The organism is Neoaquamicrobium sediminum (assembly GCF_013240295.1).
Classification (GTDB): Bacteria; Pseudomonadota; Alphaproteobacteria; order Rhizobiales; family Rhizobiaceae; genus Aerobium; species Aerobium sediminum.
In genome coordinates this window covers 1,103,885-1,122,068 of sequence record NZ_JABETK010000001.1, presented here as the reverse complement: position 1 = coordinate 1,122,068, position 18,184 = coordinate 1,103,885, and the positions used below count along the sequence as shown (strand labels likewise).

Genomic DNA, 18,184 nt, shown 5'->3' with positions numbered 1-18,184 from the left:
GAGATCACGATGAAAGACCTTCTCGGCATGATGAGCAAGGCGAAGGAGATGCAGGCCAAGTTCCAGGCCATGCAGGAAGAGATCGCCAACATCGAGGCCAGCGGCCAGGCCGGCGGCGGGCTGGTGCAGGTCACGCTTTCCGGCAAGTTCGAGATGCGCTCGCTGAAGATCGACCCCTCTCTGTTCAAGGAAGACGACGTCGAGGTGCTGGAGGACCTGATACTCGCCGCGCACAACGACGCCAAGTCCAAGGTCGAGGCGGTGATGCAGCAGAAGACGCAGGAGCTCACCGCCGGCCTGCCGATCCCGCCCGGCATGAAACTGCCTTTCTAGCCGAGGCGGGAGGGCTTTCTGCGAAGCGTGGCGGGGGCGCATTCGGGTCGCAAGAGGCCCAAATGAGGCGCCGGTAACCATTTTGCCACGCTTTTGCCCGATTGGTCCGGCTCTGATGGACGCTCCGAAGTGGCGGGGACCGTTCGGAGAGGGTCAGTTTCGTGTACCAGAAATCCCGTAGGCTGCGGCTCGCGCCTGTGTGCGTCGTCGCGTTTTCATCCATCCTTTCTGCCTGTTCGCAAAGCGTCGAAGCGCTCGACAGCGTGACGACCTCGTCGCTTCGGGCGAAGCCGATGGCTTATTCGATGAAGGACAAGGAGTGCCTGACGCGCGCGATGTTCTTCGAATCGCACCGCTCGAGCCGCGAAGGCATGGTCGCGGTCGGCACCGTGGTGATGAACCGGCTCGATTCGGGCAAATATGCCGATACGGTCTGCGGTGTGGTGGGCCAGAAGAACCAGTTCGCGCCGGGCGTTCTCAGCCGCAAGATGAATTCCAAGGCACTGCCGGATGTGCAGGCGGCCGCCGAAGCCGTGCTCAAGGGCGAACGGCATCCCGCCGTGAAGAAGGCCCAGTTCTTCCATCAGGCGGGCCTGAAATTCCCCTACAAGAACATGCACTACGTGCTGGAAGCCGGCGGCAACGCCTTCTACGAGAAGCGCAGCCGCAGGAGCCAGCAGATCGCCGAGGCGGAAAAGCCAGCCGAGACGGTGGTGACGGACACGACGATGATGTCCTACAGCGTCGAGCCGCAGGCCGCCGATGCGATCGGCGCCATGCTTGCGGGCCAGACACGGCCGTTGGCTGCGGAGTAACGCGCTCCTCTAGGGCAGGGCGCGTTCCATTTCGACCGCGGGCAGCATCACGCCGGTGCCCATCTCGACCTCGATCGGGCCGATGCACCGGAAGCCGGCGGCGGCATAGAACGGCTCGGCCGGCAGGGTCGACTGGCTCTTCATGGTCTTGATGCCTGCGCTCGCTGCCTCGCGCAGGCAGTGCTGAAGCAGCGCCTGTGCCACGCCCTTGCGCAGATGGGTGGGGTGCGTAGCGAAATGGCGGATATGCGCGATCCCGTCGACCACATCGCCGCTGCCCGGCTTTTCCCTTGTCCAGCCGCCGCAGCCGGCCGCCTCGCCATCGATCTCCGCGACGAAATAAGTGCCGCTGGCGAGCAGCACCGGGTTGGCCTTCGACATAGCAGGCATGGCGGCCGCGATCCGCTCCGGCTCGTAGGAACCGTCGTCCAGCCCCGCATAGGATGCGGCGATGAGCCGCCCGAGCGCATCGAGGTCGTCCGGGGTGGCGACGCGGATGGTGATTTCGGCGCGAGGCATAGGGTGGGCTCCGTGTTTAGGTGCGTCCTTCGAGGCTCCCCTTCGACAAGCTCAGGATCGCACCTCAGGATGAGGACCTTTGTGCGTCACGCCGGCAAGCTCGTCGGCTCGAGGATCGTTCTGTCGACGTAAATCGAGGCCACTACATTGTAGGGCAAGTCAAACTACCGTCCTCATCCTGAGGTGCGAGCGCAGCGAACCTCGAAGGACGCATCAACTTAATGCGCCGTGCCATTCCTGCGCTACCCAATTTCGCCGTTCCCCGCTAAACCGGCGTCATGTCGAAACGAATCGCAGGCCCGGAGATCGAACGCCTGATACAGCTTCTGGCCAAGGTGCCGGGGCTGGGGCCGCGTTCGGCGCGCCGCGCCGCGCTGCACCTCATCAAGAAGAAGGAGCAGCTCCTTGTGCCGCTCGCCGCCTCCATGGGCGAGGCGGTCGAGAAGGTGCGGGTGTGCTCGACCTGCGGGAATGTCGATACAAGCGACCCTTGCACGATCTGCACCGATCCGCGCCGCGACGGTGCGACGATCATCGTGGTGGAGGACGTGGCGGATCTTTGGGCGCTGGAACGCGCCTCGGCGATGAACGTGCGCTACCACGTCCTGGGCGGCACGCTGTCGCCGCTCGACGGGGTGCGGCCGGAAGACCTGAACATCCGCTCGCTGCTGGCGCGCGTTGCCGAGGACGGCGTGCAGGAGGTGATCCTCGCCGTCAACGCGACGGTCGAGGGCCAAACCACCGCCCACTACATCACCGACCAGCTTTCGGGCATGGAGGTGAAGGTGACGCGGCTCGCCCACGGCGTGCCCGTTGGCGGCGAGCTCGACTATCTCGACGAGGGAACGCTTGCCGCCGCGCTGCGGTCGCGGACGGCGTTTTGAGTATCTCGCGTGAACAAGGAGTGCACGTGATGAGAGGTTTCGCTTTACGTTGCCCCCTCTGTCCTGCCGGACATCTCCCCCACAAGGGGGAGATCAGCTTCCGTCTTGGCTTTTGCCAATCGCTGGCGTTGCAGAAGGAACGGCGAGCGTGAAGCTTCCGATCTCCCCCTTGTGGGGGGAGATGGCTGGCAAGCCAGAGGGGGCAACGTAGGGCGCCTCTGCTCGCAGGCGTCCTACTTCTGGTGTCGGTCCTTGCAGCACTTCCGGCCGCCGCGCAGAATGTCACATCGCAGTTCCAGACATGGCTGCAGAACGATCTGTGGCCCGATGCGCGCGCCGCGGCGTGTCGCAGGAGACTTTCAACGCGGCGTTCGGGGGCGTGAGCCCGATCTCAAGCTGCCGGACCTCGTGATGCCGGGCCAGTCGTCGCAGACGCCTAAGGTGCAGCATCAGGCCGAGTTCGGTGCGCCGGGCAACTATTTCGCCGAGAACATCGTCTCGGGTGTGACCGGCGGCGGGCGCAGCCGCGCCGCGCAACTCGGCCAGGCGCTCGGGGCCATCGAGGGACGCTTCGGCGTTCCGTCTGGCATATTGCTGGCGATCTGGGGACGCGAATCCGGCTTCGGCAACGCCAACATCCCGCACAACGCCTTCGAGGTGCTGGGCACCAAGGCGTTCATGGCGACGCGCAAGGACATGTTCCGCGAGGAGGTGCTGGCCGCACTCGAAATGGTCCAGCGCGGCCATGTTTCCGTGGCGGCGATGAAGTCGTCCTGGGCCGGCGCGCTGGGGCAGCCGCAATTCCTGCCGACCTCCTACATGAAATATGCGGTCGATGCCGATGGAAACGGTCGCGCCGACATATGGGGCTCACAGGTCGATACGCTCGCCTCGATCGCCAACTATCTGGCGAGCCACGGCTGGGTGAAGGGCCGCGACTGGGGCTTCGAGGTTACGGTGCCTGAAAGCGTGTCCTGCGCGCTGGAAGGTCCCGACCGGGGCAAGCGGATTTCCGAATGGGAGGCGATGGGGGTCGCGCGCGTCAGCGGCCGGCCGTTCCCGGAACACGAGGCGCGGCAGGAGGGTTTCCTGCTGATGCCGGCCGGACGCTCGGGCCCTGCCTTCATCGTCACGCCCAACTTCTACGTGCTGAAGGACTATAACGAGAGCGATCTCTACGCGCTGTTCGTCGGCCACGCGGCTGATCGCATCACCTATGGCGACCGGCGTTTCGCGGGCTCCTGGGGGCGGGTGGCGAAGCTCTATCGCTCCGACATCGCCGCCATGCAGCGCGGACTGGAGCGTCTCGGCTACGATGTCGGCGGCGCCGACGGGCTGCCCGGTTTCCGCACGCGCCGCTCGATCGGCGAGTGGCAGGCAAGGAACGGGCGAGCGCCGACCTGCTTCCCCGATGCCGAGCTGGTGCGGGCGCTCGGCTGATCGGCGGGCTCGCGCGATATGCGGGCTTGCAATTTGCCCGCATATGGGGATCGAATGCGGTACTGACGCATTGTGATGATCGAGGGACATCTGGAGGACCGGGAATGCGTTTCCTTTCAATTGCGAAGATTGCGGCCGGGCTGGCCGTCGTTGCCACCGTGCTGGCAGCCTGTGTGGTGGTGGAGGAGGGTCCCGGACCGGGACCAGGTCCACGCCCGCCGCGTCCCGACAGGCCGCCGGAGATGTGTACCCGCGAATACGCTCCCGTCTGCGGCGAGCGTCGCGGTCAGCGTGAAACCTTCTCGAACGCCTGTCTGGCGCGGTCGGACGGCTACCGCATCGTCTATGGCGGTGAGTGCCGCAGCGAACGCCCGCCGCAGCCACAACGGCCGCCGGAAGTTGGTTGCACCATGCAGTTCGATCCGGTCTGCGCCGTGCGCGGTCGTGAGCGCCGCACCTTCGGCAATGCCTGCTCGGCGCAGGTCGAGGGCTATCGCGTGGTCAGCCAGGGCGAATGCCGTGGCGGCGGAGGCGGTGGCGGCCGCGAAGAGCGGGCCTGCACGCGTGAATATGCACCTGTCTGCGGCACCCGCCGTGGCGAGCGCCGCACCTTCGGCAATGCCTGCGAGGCGGAGAACGCCCGCTACCGCATCGAGCGTCCCGGCCCCTGCTAAGGCGCTGGCCTGACCGAAAATCGACTGAGGCCCTCTCCGTTTTGTGCGGAGAGGGCCTTTTTCGTCTTGAATTGCGGCCGTGTAGCCATCAATAAGGCCCCTCGAAGAAAACCTCGCAACCGAGAAGGCGAAGAGTGGCAATTTACAAGGAACAGGGTTTCGCGGAACGCAGACAGGCCGCGATGGACGCCCGCAAGGCGCTGCTGGAAAAGGCGAAGGCCAAGATGCCGTCCGCCGACGATCCGGCCGCGCAGGCAAGGCGGGCCGAGCGCAAGGCTGCGGCCGAGGCGCGCGCGCAGCGTCAGGCCGAGCGCGAGCGTGAGAAGCGCGAGAAGGCCGAACGAGAGGCCCGTGAGCGCGCCGAGCGCGAGGCTGCAGCTGAAGCCGCGGCAAAGGCCGAGGCCGAGGCCAAGGAAAATGCCGAGAAGGACATGATCTCGCGGCTGCTGGCCGACGAGGCCGAGCGCAAGGCCAAGCGCGACGCGCGCTATGCCGCACGCAAGGCGCGCAAGCGCTAGGTTCGCCCCATCGGATTGCCGGCAACACGAGCGCCCGTAGTTGTGCGCTGCACATTCTTTGGGCTTGCGGGGCTTTGGCGGTCAAAATAAGCTTTTGCTGAACATCGAGTCCGGGATGAACCCGGTTCCGACCTATCCAGAAGAGGCGCGAAACATGACCACTCCCCGTAAGACGATGCTGGCCGCGGCATCCGTGCTTGCCACGACGGCCGGCGCGGCGCAGGCCGAAACCCTGACCATCTCGTGGTGGGGCTTCAACGGCGAGAAACTCGACCAGTACATCGTCCAGCCGTTCCAGGAAAAATGCGGCTGCGAGCTGGTGTTCGAGACCGGCAACAATGCCGACCGCCTCAACAAGGTGAAGATTCGCGGCGGCGCGGGCGTCGACGTGATCTACCTAACCGATTCCTTCTCGCAGATCGGCGTCGAGGAAGGCCTCTTCCAGAAGATCGACCGCTCGAAAATCCCGAACATCGACGGGCTCTACGAGCTGGCGCAGGACCCGCAGGGCGGCTACGGCCCGGCCTATACGATCGGCCGCGTCGGCATCGTCTACGATTCGGAAAAGGTGAACCCGCCGATCACGAGCTGGGCCGACCTGTGGCGCGAGGACCTTGCCAGCCAGGTGTCGCTGCCGGGCATCACCACCACCGCCGGCCCGATGGTCGTCATGATCGCCGGCGAGAAGGCCGGCACGAACGCCTTCGACGACGCCGACCCGGCCTTTGCCGAGATCGAGAAGATCAAGCCCAACGTTGTGAAGAACTACAACACCGGCTCGGAGATGATAAACCTGTTCTCGACCGGCGAGATTACCGTGTCGCTGGCACAGGATTTCGCGCTGGGTCAGCTTCAGGCTGCCGTGCCGAGTGTGGTCTGGGCCGATCTCGAGGACGGGGCGATCGCGACGCTGAACACGGTCAACATTCCGAAGGGCGCGGCCAATGTCGAGCTGGCGCACGAGTTCATCAACTTCATCCTCGATCCCGAGCTGCAGAAGACGCTGGCGCAGAACGGCGTCGACGCCCCGGTTGCCGCTTCCGTCGAGCTGACGGAGGAGGAAGCCGCGCAGTGGACCTACGGCAAGGAGATGATCGACGGCCTCAAGCGCGTCGACTACTCCAAGATGAACCAGGCCAAGAACGCCTGGGTGGATCGCTGGAACGAAATTTTCGGGATGTGACATCGACGGCTGGCGGGGGTTGTGCCTTGCCAGCCGTGGTTTTTGGTGCGTCTTTCGAGGCTCGCTGCGCTCGCATCTCAGGATGAGGGAAGTGGTCTGCCGAATCCATGACGCCGTGAGTTCGATCCGGTGGCACTTCAAGATGAAGATGGCGGTTTGTCGAACCCACTGCTCTGTTGCTCGATGCACGACCTCCCTCATCCTAGGTGCGAGCCCACGGGTCTTGCCCTTGGCAGGCCCGAGGACAGGCTCCGCGAGCCTCGAAGGACGCACCCATGACATACGCGATGATCCGAAGGGGACGACCACAGTGCTGAAACGCTTCGCCGGATGGACGCTTTCCGCGCCGGCCACGACCCTCGTCGTGGTGTTCCTGGTGCTGCCGGTGGCGGCGACCATCACCGCGACCTTCATCGAGCCCGCGGGCATCATCGCGCCCTATCAGGCTTTCTTCTCCAGCGGCTTTCGCCGCACGGTGCTGTGGCGCACGCTGGAAATCTCGCTGATCACCACGATCATCTCCGTCGCGGTGGGCTTCCTGACGGCCTACGTCGTCGCCCGCTCGCCGGGTCGCATCAAGAGCCTGCTCATCATCGCGGCCGTCTTCCCGCTGCTGACCGGCGTGGTGGTGCGGTCCTTTGCCTGGCTGATCATCCTCGGGCGCAACGGCATCCTGAACAACTTCCTCATCGGGATGGGCATCACCGACGAGCCGTTCTCCATGCTCTACACGCAGGGCTCGGTGATCGTCGCCATGGTGTATCTCTTCGTGCCGCTGATGGTGCTGACCCTCGTCGGCGTTCTGGAAAACATCCCTGACGACGTTGTGCAGGCGGCAGCCTCGCTGGGCGCCTCGCCGGCCGCGACGTTCCGACAGGTGATCTTCCCGCTGGCGGTGCCCGGCCTGATCGTCGGCGCGGTGCTGGTCTTCACCGGCTCGTTCACCGCCTATGCGACGCCGCAGCTTCTCGGCGGCGAAAGCCAGATGGTGATGGGCACGCTGATGTACCAGCGCGCCATGGTCGCCTTCGACTGGGTCAGCGCCTCCACCATCGCCGCCATCATGGTGGTGGTGACGGTGGCCGTGGTGCTCTTCATGACGCGGGCCGCCCGCCGTCTCAACCCAATGGCGACCTGATGCCCAACCGTCTTCATCCTGCCCTGATCGGCTTCGCCGTCCTCGTCTACCTGTTCCTGATGGGGCCGCTGGTGATCGTCTTCGGCGCAGCACTCTCGGACACGACCTTCCTGACCTTTCCGCCGCAGGGGCTGACGCTGCGCTGGTTCGAGCGCATCTTCGAGATCGGCGCGTTCCGGCGCACGATCGTCACCAGCGTCGAGATCGCATTCCTGGCGACCGCGCTGGCGCTGCTGATCGGCATTCCGGCGGCCTATGCGCTGAACCGCTACCGCATCCAGCTTCCGGCGTGGCTGTCGACGCTGTTCGTGCTGCCGATCCTGGTGCCGGAAATCGTACTGGGCTTCTCGCTGCTGCGCTTGGTCGCCGTGGGCCAGTCCGCTCCGATCTTCCTGACGCTGCTGATCGGTCACACCCTGATCGTGCTGCCCTATTGCGTGCGGGTCATCTCGGCGAGCCTTGCCTCGTTCGACTTCTCCATCGAGGAAGCGGCGATCAGCCTCGGCAGCCGTCCGATCAAGACCTTCTTCACGATCGTGCTGCCGAACGTGCGCTCCGGCGTGATCGCCGCCTTCATCCTCGCCTTCATCACCTCGATCAACGACGTCTCGGTGTCGCTGTTCCTGACCGGACCCGGCATCTCGACGCTGCCGATCCAGATCCTCGCCCATGTCGAGCAGTTCTTCGATCCCGTCATCGCATCGGTCTCCGTGCTGCTCATGCTGCTGACCGTCGCAGTGATGGCGATTGTCGAGCGCACGCTGGGGCTGACCTTCCTCGCCAAGTAGAAACAGCCAATGACTCATCCCCTCGCTGTCGAACACCTGACCGCCCATTACGGGACGACCAAGGTTCTGGACGACCTCTCACTCAGCGTCGGCGCGGGCGAGCTCGTCTCGCTGCTGGGCGCCTCCGGCTGCGGCAAGACGACGACGCTGCGCCTCATCGCCGGCTTCCTGGAGCCGACGGCAGGCACCATTACGCTGGGTGGCGAAGACCTGACGCGGCTGCCCGCCTACAAACGCCATATCGGCCTCGTCTTCCAGAACTACGCTCTGTTTCCGCACCTGTCGGTGCTGGACAATGTCGCCTTCGGCCTGAAGCAGCGCGGCATCGCGACGGCCGAGCGCAACAAGCGGGCACGCGCGATGCTGGAGCGCGTCGGCCTCGACCAGCTCGCCGACCGGCTTCCCGGTGCGCTCTCCGGCGGTCAGAAGCAGCGCGTGGCGCTCGCACGCGCGCTGGTGATCGAACCGCCGCTGCTGATGTTCGACGAGCCGCTGTCCAACCTCGACGCCAAGCTGCGCGTCGACATGCGCGTCGAGATCCGCCAGCTCCAGCGCGCCAACAACACCACTGCCGTCTACGTGACCCACGATCAGGAGGAGGCGTTCTCGATCTCCGACCGGGTGGCGATCATGCATCAGGGCCGCATCATGCAGCTCGACACGCCCGAGGTGCTCTACCAGCGGCCGGCCAACGCGTTCGTGGCGCGCTTCGTCGGCTTCGAGAACCTGATCCCGATGAAGGTGACGGCGCGCGACGGCGACGACGTGACGGCGCAGGCGCCGGGCGGCGTGGCGCTTGCGCTGCCCAAGGCGCGCTTCGGCGACATCCCGGACGATTTCGTGCTGGCCGCGCGCGCCGACGGGCTGGCCGTGACGGCCGATCCCGACGCGAAGGGCCTGCCCGCCACGCTCGGCCTGCGCACCTATCTGGGCCGCGCCTATCAGTACCAGTGCGAGACGGAGGCCGGCCCGCTGATCGCCAACGGCCCGCTGTCCTCGCCGCTGGAACTGGGCTCGGTGGCACGGCTGGTGCCTGTTCCCGACCAGTGCTGCGTGTTGAGGGTAGAATAGAGACGTGGATATTCTACCGAGTCGTCGCGCTCCTTCGCACCCCCTCTGTCCTGCCGGACATCTCCCCCACGAGGGGGAGATTAGCTTTCGTCTCGACTTTCGCTAATCGCCAGCGCTGCAGAAGGAGCGGTGAGCGCAAAGCTGCCGATCTCCCCCTTGTGGGGGAGATGTCCGGCAGGACAGAGGGGGCAACGTAGAGCGCGGCCTTTGCGATCAGCGATCCAGGGGCGTTTCCCATGACCACCCTCATCACCAATGCCACGCTGATCCCCTGCACGCCGGACATGCCGGTGATCGAGGGCGGGTTCGTTCATGTCGACGGTGAGCGCATCGTCGCGGCCGGTGCCGGTCCGGCGCCGCGGGTCGAGGGCGCCGAGGTGGTTGACGTCGGCGGCGACATCGTCATGCCCGGCATGGTCAATCCGCATTGCCATATGGCGATGACGCTGTTTCGCGGGCTGGGGGAGGATGTCGACGACCGGCTTTACCGTTACGTGCTGCCGATGGAGCGCAAGTTCGTGACGCCGCAGATGGTGCGCGCGGGCACGGCGCTGGCAGCACTCGAGCTGATCGAGGGCGGCGTCACCACCGTCGCCGACATGTATTACTTCGAGACCGAAGTCGGTCGGGTGGTGGATCAGGCGGGCATTCGCGGCGTGGTCGGCCAGACCATCGCCGATTTCAACCCGCCCGATCACAAGACGATCGACGAGGGCTTCGCGCTGACGGAAGCGCTGGTGGATGAATTCGCCGGCCATCCGCGCGTGACCGCGTCGATCGCGCCGCATGCGCCTTATTCGACCGACATCGCGGTGATTAACCGCGTCGCGCGCTGGGCCGACGATCACCCAGACGTGCCGGTGCAGATCCATCTGGCCGAGATGGATTCGGAGATGGAGTGGTGCGCGAAGAACCACAACATGCGCCCGGTCGAGGTGGTGGAGAAGGCGGGGCTGCTGCGCAAGGGACTGATCTGCGCGCACTGCCTGCATGTCAGCGACAGCGACATCGAGAAGATGGCCCACGCGCAGGTCTGCGTCGCGCACAATGCGCGCTCCAACGCCAAGGCGGGGCGCGGCATCGCGCCGGTGGAGGCGATGCGCGCGGCGGGCATTCCGGTCGGCGTCGCGACGGACGGGCCGATGAGCGGCAACACGCTCGACCTGTTCTCGCAGTTCGCGCCTGTCACCATGTTCCAGAAGCTGCTCGGCCACAGCCGCAAGCCGATGCCGGCGAGGGAAGTGATCCGCATGGCGACCATCGAGGGCGCGAAGGTGCTGGGCATGGATGACAGGATCGGCTCGCTGGAGCCCGGCAAGCAGGCCGACCTGATCCGCATCGACGTCTCGGCGGCGCGCATGCAGCCGATCTACGATCAATACGCGACGCTGGTGTTCTCGGCGATGCCGGTGGACGTGTGCGACGTGATGGTGGCGGGCGCGTGGCTGATGCGGGACCGCGACGTGAAGACTCTGGAGCGCAGGAAGGTGATGCGCGACGCGCTGCAGGTCGCAAGTGAATTCAAGGCGGAGATGGCGCGCATCGACGCCGCCGACGGGCAGGCGTGATGAGCGATGCAACCATCCGCGCCGTGATCGACACCGATCCCGGCATCGACGACGCGGTCGCGATTCTGCATGCGCTGTCGTCGCCCGCTTTCGACATTCTCGGCCTCACGACGGTGGCCGGCAATATCGGCATCGCGACGACAACCCGCAATGCCGGCCGTATCCTGGCGCTGGCCGGGCGCGGCGACATCCCGGTGATTGCGGGCGCGCCGGCGCCGCTGTCACGCAAGGGCTTTGACACCGCCGACATCCACGGCAATGACGGCCTCGGCGGTGTGCGGTTTCCCGAGCCGGCCGTGCCGCCGCTGGCGGATGCGGTCGAATGGCTGGCGGGCCTGCTGATGCGCGAGCCGGAAGGCAGCATCGACATACTGGCGCTCGGCCCGCTGACAAACATCGCGCGGCTCGTGAGCGACTACCCCGAAGCGGCGCGGCGCGTCCGGCGGCTGATCGCCATGGGAGGCGCCGTCGACGAGCCGGGCAATGTCGGCCCGCGCGCCGAGTTCAACATCGCCGCCGACCCAGAGGCCGCCGACATCGTCTTCCGGGCAGGGGTCGAGACGGTGCTGGTGCCGCTCGACGTGACGCGCAAGGTGCGCGCGACCCGCGCCTATACGGCCGCCCTGCGCGAGACGGGCGTGGCCGCCGCCGCTGCCGCCTCGGCCGACTTGATCGACGCCTATTTCCTGTCGACCTCCGGTGGCGAGAGCCGGCCGCTGCACGATCCCTGCGTCATGCTGTTTGCCGAACGGCCAGACCTTTTCAGGTTGGAGACGCTGCCGATAGCCGTCGACCTGGGCGAGGCACCCGAAGCAGGTGCGCTCGACGTCGACCGGAAGGCCGGTAGCGCAATTGCAGTGGCGGTGAAGGTCGATAGCGAGGGGGCGCTGGAATTGCTGGCGGCGCGGTTGTCAGGCGAGTAGGGGAGCCTCGAAGGACGCACCACTTACCCCGCCTGCAGTTCCTGCTCCACCAGCGTGGTCCAGAAGCGGACGCCAGGCTCGATGGCGGCGTCGTTGAAATCGTAGCGGGTGTTGTGGTGCAGCGCGCCGTCTTGCGCCGGCCCGTTGCCGAGCCAGACATAGGCGCCGGGGACTTTTCCCGAGAAAATCGCGAAATCGTCGCCCGCCGTGGATGGCGGGTAGGCGGTCGCCACGTTTGCGGTGCCGAGCGCGGCCTGCGCGGCCTCCAGCGCGCGCTGCGTTGCGTCCGCCTCGTTGATGACGGGCGGCATGCCGCGCCGGTAGTCGTAGGCAGCGCCGATGCCGGCAGCCGCAGCTACGCCGGCGGCAATGCGGCCGATCTCCGCTTCGATCAGGTCGCGCACCGCGTGGCTGTAGGCGCGCGCCGTGCCGCCGATGCGCACGTCGTTGGGGATCACGTTGAGCGCCTCGAAATCGCCGGCCTGGATCGCGCAGGCGCTGACGACGGCGGCCTCCACCGGATCGACCTTGCGTGACACGATGGTGTGGATCGCGCTGAGGAACTGGCCGGCGGCGACCGTAGGGTCGAGGCCGAGATGCGGCTTGCCGCCATGGGTGCCGACGCCCTTGAAGGTCACTTCCCAGCGGTCGGACGAGGCAAGCTGCGGGCCGGGCACCACCGCCATCTCGCCGATCGCGATGCCGGGCATGTTGTGCAGGCCATAGAAACGGTCGATCGCGAACCGCTCGAACAGGCCGTCATCGACCATCGCCTGCGCGCCGCCACGGCCTTCCTCCGCCGGCTGGAACACGAAATGCACGGTGCCGGAAAAGGAGCGGCTGCGCGCCAGCTTGCGGGCAGCGCCCAGCAGCATGACGGTGTGCCCGTCATGGCCGCAGGCGTGCATCTTGCCGGGGAATTTCGAGCGGTAAGGGCGCTCCGTGGCGGTTTCGGGCATGGCGAGCGCATCTATGTCGGCGCGCAGCGCGATCGACGTGGTGCCGTTGCCGCGCTTGAGCGTGCCGACCACGCCGGTTCCGCCGATGCCGTCCTCGACCGCGATGCCGCAATCGGCAAGAAACGTCTTCACGATGGCGCTGGTGCGCTCCTCCTCGAAGCCGAGCTCGGGATGGGCGTGCAGGTCGCGGCGCAGCGCAACCAGGTCTTCGAGGTCCTGCGGGTCGAGGAAATCGCTCATCTCTGGACACGTCCCGTGATGCGGTTAGAAGGTGGTGCTCGCCTTTGCAGGTCGCCCTTTTATCCCGGAAAGCAAGTCGCCGATGCTCGCTCCACACCAGTTCTGGCAGGAAATCCACGCGCCGGGCACCTTTGCCGACGGCATCGCGGAAGGGTTTGCCGATCTTTATCCGGCTACGCTGCCGGACGGGCGGCAGGTGGCGCTGCCGATCCGGGTTCTGCCGGGTGGCGACGACCGCGCCGTCGCCTCGCTGATCGTCAACCAGGCAAGCTTCGCCGTCGAGGATGCGCTGGCCGGAGCGATGACGGAGGCGGCGCGGCACTATCATCCGGCGGTGGTGGTCGGCGTGCCGACGCTGGGCCTGCCGCTGGCGGCCAACGTGGCGCGGCGGCTTGGCCACCCGCGCATGGTCGCGCTCGGTACCTCGCGCAAGTTCTGGTACGACGAGGCGCTGTCGGAACCGCTGCGCTCTATCACCAGTCCCGGCGGTGAGAAGCGCATCTATGTCGACCCGCGCATGCTGCCGGTGCTGGAGGGGCGACCCTTCGTGCTGGTGGACGACGTGGTCAGCACGGGGGCGTCGCTGGTTTCGGTGCTGCGGCTTCTGCAGCGCGCAGGGCTGCGGCCCGCTGCGGCGATCTTCGCGATGCTGCAGGGCGAACGCTGGCGTGATGCGCTGGCCGAAGCCGGCATGGGCGATGTGCCCATCCATGGCGCGACGGCGACGCCGCTGCTGACGCGCGGGCCGGACGGGCGATGGCGTCCGCAGGGCGGCGAAGTCAGCGCCGCGTGATCTCTACGCCGTCGGTGATCCTGTCGCTGGGGTGCATGATGACCTGTTCGCCTTCCGAAAGGCCGGACAGGACGACGGCGTTGCGGGCGTCGCGTGCGCCGACCTCGACGGTGCGCAGCGCGGCCTTGTTTTCCGCGCCGGCGACAAAGACCGCCCAGTCCGCGCCTTGCCGGAAGAGCGCGCCGAGCGGCACCAGCAGGGCGTCCTCGTGGCGCTCGATGGTGATCCGCGCTGTGACCCGGTAGCCATGGCCGAGCCCCGGGCGATCCTCCGGCGGGGCGAGCAGGTCGAGGATCGTGCGCACCCGCTGCTCCTCGATGCCGAGTGCGGAGACCTTGGTGAAGCCGGTCGGCTCGACGCGGCGCACGCGTGCCTCCAGCGGCGGGCCGCCCCAGCCTTCGATCCGGGCGTCGGCATCGGACGGCACGCGCACGGCATCCGCCGAGAGAAGCTCGGCCACCACTTCGAGTTCGGTCGGGTCGCCGATCTCGACGAGCGGCGTGCCGGCGGCAACCACCGCCTCACTCTCATGGTGGATGGTCAGGATTTCGCCATTCACCGGCGACTCGACCGTGATGCAGCAGCCGCCACTGCCGTTGCTGGTGCTGCTTTCGGGGTCGTCCAGCCGCGCCTGTGCGCTTTCGCGTTCGCGCCGGCGCATCTCGACGCTCGCGGCAGCACTGGCAAGCCGGGCCTCGGCCTGGGTGACGGCTCCCCGCGCCTCCTGCAGCGAGCGATCGGAGACGATGCTGCGGCGGCTGAGTTCCTCGTTGCGGGCAGCTTCGGCCCTTGCCAGCTCCAGCGCGGTTTCCGCCTCGCGGTACTGGGCTTCGGCAAGCCGCACCGCCGCGCCGGCCGCTGCAAAGGCGGCTTGCGCCTCGCGTCGCGAACGGGTGTCGAGCAGAGCCGGCGCGGCCGGGCGAACCACCCCGACGATGGTTTCGCCAGCGACCACCTGGTCGCCGACGTGGCCGGGCGTGCGCTGCACCGTGCCGGCCACGGGTGCCGACACCGTATAGACGTCGCGGATGCGCGTGCGCGCGTCATCGCTGACGGTCACCTCCAGCGTGCCGCGCTCGACCGCGCCATGTCGACCGCCACTGGCTGCGCACGGAACGCCCACCACGCCGCCGCGCCGGCCAGCGCCAGGCCGGCCACGATCCAGGCAGATTTTCGAAGCGGAATCGCCATCGGTCACTCTCTCGTCTTCAAGACTTCTATCAGTTCGAGCCCGGTCGATGCGCCGGCGCACGATCAGCGCCGACAGCGCCGAGGCCACCAGCACCACGACGCTCGCCCAGGCATAGGTGGAGCGCTCGATCACCAGCGGCAGACGGAACATCTCGGTCGCCAGCCCTTCGGCGGTCGAATAGGCCATGCCGTAACCGAGCAGCCAGCCGAGAGGCAGGGCGGCAAGCGTCAGGATCGCGAACTCGCCGAGCAGGATCCACGACACCTCGCCGCGGGTGAAGCCCAGCACCCGCAGGCTTGCAAGCTCGCGCCCCTGCTCGGAAAGCTGGATGCGCGCGCCGTTGTAGACGACGCCGAAGGCGATGATGCCGGCAAGCGCGACATAGATGGTCACCATCATGGTGAGGTTTTCGGCCATGGTCTCGCGGAACTTGGCGACCGAGGCGCGCTGCAGCGCGATCGAGCCGACCATCGGCAGGTTCTTCACCGCTTCGTAAAGGGCGGCGATCTGCGAGGCGTCGGTGATGACGTGCACGGCTGAGATGGACGGCCCCTCGCGCATCAGCCGGTTGAGCGCTTCGATCTCCATGAAGGCGCCGAGGCCGATATAGCTTTCGACGATGGCCGAGACGGGTAGCCGCACGGTCTCGCGGTGCTCCTCCATCAGCTCGACCTCGATCGTCTCGCCGCGACCGATCTCGAGGATGTCGGCAAGCGCCGTGGTCAGCACGACGCCATCGCGCGGCATGGTCACCTCCTGACGGTCGACGTCGAGCAGGCGCGACAGGTTCGAGCCGGCCGGCTTGCCGGTGATCGAGAGGCGGCGTTCAAGGTGGCCGTTGCGGAACCGCGCCGCCACCATCCGCGCCGGCTCGGCCGCCATCACACCGGGCAGGCGCTCGACCTCGTAGAGCGCGTCGGCAGGCAGCTTGTGCACGAAGCTGATCGTCGCATGCTGCCGCTCGGCGCTGAAGAAGGTGATGTCGATCATCTCCTCGACCGCGTCCAGCGAGAACAGCGATCCGACCAGCACGGCGACCGACAGCGCGATGCCGAAGCTGGTGAAGAGCGAGCGCAGCGGCCGGCGCACGATGTTTCGCCCGATCATCACTGTCGTCTGCGGCAGCAGCGATACGAACGGCAAGCCGCCGCCGAAGAGCCGGCGATAACGCGCGGGCGCAGGCGGCCGCATCGCGACGGCGGGCGGCAGGGCGGCGCGGCGCGAACCGAGCGCAGCGCGCCGAGCGTCGCGGCGGCCACCGAAACCGTGATGGCGATGACGTAGACGTCGAGGCTGAGCCGGAAGATCAGGAACGGGAAGTGGAAGAAGTCGCCATAGAGGCGGGTCAGGCCGCGCCCGAGATACGTGCCGGCGGCGATGCCGATGGCGACGCCGATCAGCGCGATGACGATGACGAGCTTCATGTAGTGCCAGGCGACGCCGGCGCCGGTGTAGCCGACGGCCTTCATGAGGCCGATCTGCTCGCGCTCCAGCGCGATCAGGCGCGACAGGATCATATTGACGAGGAAGCCGGCGACCAGCAGGAAGATCGGCGGCAGCACGTAGCTCATCGCCTGAAGCTGCGTCAGTTCCGCATCGAGGAAGGCATGGCTCTGCTGGTCTTCCCGGTCATGCGCGCCGCGCCCGCCGAAGGGTTCGAGCAGCCGGTCGATCTCGTCGATCACCGGTTCGGGCGGCTGCCCGCGCAGGAGCTTGACGGAAACCGCGTTGAACGCGCCGTCGAGGTCGAACGCGGCGGCGAGCGCAGTCTGCGACATCCACACCACGCCCAGCCGCCGGTCGTCCGGCATCAGGTCGGGCACGACGTAGATGAACTCGGGCGACAGCGCGACGCCGACGATGGTGAGTGCGCGCTTGCGGCCGTTGATGATCGCGCTCAGCGTGTCGCCGGGCTCGAAACCGTGGGCGTGGGCGAAGGGCTCGTTGACGACGATCTCGGCCGGATGGCCGGGCGAGGGCAGGCGGCCCAGCCGCATATAGAGCTGGTTCAGCACCTGCTGGCCGTCGTCGGGCACCGAGACCAGTATGCCGCTGGCCGGTTCCAGCATGCCCTCTATGTCGAGCACCGCGTTCTCGCGGATGCGGGTCTCGACGCTCGCGACGCCGGGTATGGCGGCGATCTCATCGGAGAGGCGTTCCGGGGCGCGGGTGGCGGTGGCGAAGATATCGGCGAAGGCGTTGCGCTCGTAATAGGCTTCGCGCGTCTCGAACAGGGAGCGCTGGGCGCCGACTGCCAGCACCAGCGTCATCACGCCGGCGGCCATGACCAGCGCGATCGCCGCGACCTGCGCCCACAGCCGGACGAGATCGCGCATCAGCTTGCGGTCGAGCACACCCATGGGGTCACCACGCGATCGAGGCCGGTGCCTCGCGCTTCTCGTTCTCTTCGATCCGCGCCACGGTGCCGTCGGCGAAATGGATCACCCTGTCGGCCATGCGGCCCACCGCCATGTTGTGGGTGATGACCAGCACCGTGGTGCCGAGGTCGCGGTTGACCTGCGCCAGCGCTTCCAGCACCCGAATGCCGGTTTTCGAATCGAGTGCGCCGGTCGGCTCGTCGCACAGAAGCACTTCGGGCTTCTTGGCGATGGCGCGGCCGATGGCGACGCGCTGCTGCTCACCGCCCGAAAGCTGCGCGGGGAAATGGTCGTGTCGGTCGCGCGGCAGGCCTGCGATCTCCAGCGCCTCGCCGGGGTCCATCGGATCGCGCGCGATCTCGGTGACGAGCGAGACGTTTTCGCGCGCCGTCAGGCTGGGCACGAGATTGTAGAACTGGAAGACGAAGCCGACATGGTCGCGGCGGTATTTCGTCAGCTCGCGGTCGCCGAAGCCGGTGATCTCCTCGTCGCGGAAGAAGACCTTGCCGTCGGTGACGGTATCGAGCCCCCAAGGATGTTGACGAGTGTCGACTTGCCGCTGCCGGACGGGCCGAGCAGCACGATGAACTCGCCAGCCCCGATCTCGATGTCGACGCCGCGTAGCGCCCGCACCTCGACCTCCCCGGTGCGGTAGACCTTGGTCACCCCCTCGACGGTGTAGATCGGCCCGGCGTTCACACGGCCTCCCTCATTCGCGAACGAACGATCTTTAGCCCAAACTCAGCCCGGCCCGTTGATACACGTCAA

General features: G+C 66.9%; 15 protein-coding genes and 3 pseudogenes. 13 read left to right on the top strand and 5 right to left on the bottom strand.

Going from position 1 to position 18,184, the window contains the following annotated elements; all coding sequences use genetic code 11:
• Positions 1-9: 9 nt before the first annotated feature.
• Positions 10-333 carry a YbaB/EbfC family nucleoid-associated protein gene (locus tag HK436_RS05310; RefSeq protein ID WP_173187899.1) on the top strand — a complete coding sequence of 108 codons (324 nt, stop codon included), beginning with the start codon at positions 10-12 and terminating at the stop codon, positions 331-333.
• 308 nt (positions 334-641) lie between these two features.
• A pseudogene (locus HK436_RS05305) lies at positions 642-1,001 on the top strand (cell wall hydrolase); the annotation flags it as partial.
• Between the two features lie 156 nt (positions 1,002-1,157).
• Here the strand turns inward: HK436_RS05305 and HK436_RS05300 are convergent.
• Positions 1,158-1,667 carry a GNAT family N-acetyltransferase gene (locus HK436_RS05300; protein ID WP_173187898.1) on the bottom strand — a complete coding sequence of 170 codons (510 nt, stop codon included), beginning with the start codon at positions 1,665-1,667 and terminating at the stop codon, positions 1,158-1,160.
• 278 nt (positions 1,668-1,945) lie between these two features.
• Between HK436_RS05300 and recR the strand changes: the two genes are divergently transcribed.
• From recR to HK436_RS05250, 10 genes and pseudogenes are all read left to right on the top strand, one after another.
• A complete protein-coding gene (gene recR, locus HK436_RS05295; RefSeq protein WP_173187896.1) occupies positions 1,946-2,551 on the top strand; it encodes a recombination mediator RecR in 606 nt (201 codons plus the stop codon).
• Positions 2,552-2,736: 185 nt separating this feature from the next.
• Positions 2,737-3,991: pseudogene (locus HK436_RS05290) on the top strand (lytic murein transglycosylase).
• A gap of 104 nt (positions 3,992-4,095) precedes the next feature.
• Complete coding sequence (locus tag HK436_RS05285; RefSeq protein WP_173187894.1) at positions 4,096-4,665, top strand: Kazal-type serine protease inhibitor domain-containing protein; 570 nt, start codon at positions 4,096-4,098, stop codon at positions 4,663-4,665.
• Positions 4,666-4,799: 134 nt separating this feature from the next.
• On the top strand, positions 4,800-5,183 hold the full coding sequence (locus HK436_RS05280) for a DUF6481 family protein (protein ID WP_173187892.1): 384 nt from the start codon (positions 4,800-4,802) through the stop codon (positions 5,181-5,183).
• A 154-nt stretch (positions 5,184-5,337) separates the two neighbouring features.
• Positions 5,338-6,366, top strand: a complete 1,029-nt coding sequence (locus tag HK436_RS05275) for an ABC transporter substrate-binding protein (protein ID WP_173187890.1) — start codon at positions 5,338-5,340, stop codon at positions 6,364-6,366.
• A gap of 313 nt (positions 6,367-6,679) precedes the next feature.
• The gene (locus HK436_RS05270) at positions 6,680-7,504 is read left to right on the top strand and encodes an ABC transporter permease (protein ID WP_173189956.1); all 825 of its coding nucleotides are present in this window, start codon (positions 6,680-6,682) and stop codon (positions 7,502-7,504) included.
• Positions 7,501-8,292, top strand: coding sequence for an ABC transporter permease (locus HK436_RS05265; RefSeq protein WP_244648792.1), 792 nt, complete (start codon positions 7,501-7,503; stop codon positions 8,290-8,292). The genes HK436_RS05270 and HK436_RS05265 overlap by 4 nt, the downstream gene beginning before the upstream one ends.
• Positions 8,293-8,301: 9 nt before the next feature.
• On the top strand, positions 8,302-9,363 hold the full coding sequence (locus HK436_RS05260; RefSeq protein ID WP_173187886.1) for an ABC transporter ATP-binding protein: 1,062 nt from the start codon (positions 8,302-8,304) through the stop codon (positions 9,361-9,363).
• A gap of 236 nt (positions 9,364-9,599) precedes the next feature.
• Positions 9,600-10,931, top strand: coding sequence for an amidohydrolase family protein (locus HK436_RS05255; protein ID WP_173187884.1), 1,332 nt, complete (start codon positions 9,600-9,602; stop codon positions 10,929-10,931).
• Positions 10,931-11,854 carry a nucleoside hydrolase gene (locus tag HK436_RS05250; RefSeq protein ID WP_173187883.1) on the top strand — a complete coding sequence of 308 codons (924 nt, stop codon included), beginning with the start codon at positions 10,931-10,933 and terminating at the stop codon, positions 11,852-11,854. Before HK436_RS05255 ends, HK436_RS05250 begins: the two co-directional genes overlap by 1 nt.
• Before the next feature lie 23 nt (positions 11,855-11,877).
• Here HK436_RS05250 and HK436_RS05245 read toward each other — a convergent pair whose 3' ends face one another.
• Positions 11,878-13,053, bottom strand: a complete 1,176-nt coding sequence (locus HK436_RS05245; RefSeq protein WP_173187881.1) for an amidohydrolase — start codon at positions 13,051-13,053, stop codon at positions 11,878-11,880.
• 82 nt (positions 13,054-13,135) lie between these two features.
• On the opposite strand from HK436_RS05245, the gene HK436_RS05240 reads away from it, so the two are divergent.
• On the top strand, positions 13,136-13,846 hold the full coding sequence (locus HK436_RS05240; protein ID WP_173187879.1) for a phosphoribosyltransferase: 711 nt from the start codon (positions 13,136-13,138) through the stop codon (positions 13,844-13,846).
• On the opposite strand, the gene HK436_RS32880 is transcribed toward HK436_RS05240, so the two are convergent.
• From HK436_RS32880 to HK436_RS05225, 3 genes and pseudogenes are all read right to left on the bottom strand, one after another.
• Positions 13,833-16,181 (bottom strand): FtsX-like permease family protein, encoded by a 2,349-nt coding sequence (locus HK436_RS32880; RefSeq protein ID WP_312860499.1) that lies wholly within the window; start codon positions 16,179-16,181, stop codon positions 13,833-13,835. The two genes, HK436_RS05240 and HK436_RS32880, sit on opposite strands and share 14 nt — an antisense overlap.
• Complete coding sequence (locus HK436_RS32875) at positions 16,145-17,398, bottom strand: ABC transporter permease (RefSeq protein WP_312860498.1); 1,254 nt, start codon at positions 17,396-17,398, stop codon at positions 16,145-16,147. Before HK436_RS32875 ends, HK436_RS32880 begins: the two co-directional genes overlap by 37 nt.
• 4 nt (positions 17,399-17,402) lie before the next feature.
• A pseudogene (locus HK436_RS05225) lies at positions 17,403-18,115 on the bottom strand (ABC transporter ATP-binding protein).
• Positions 18,116-18,184: the final 69 nt, after the last annotated feature.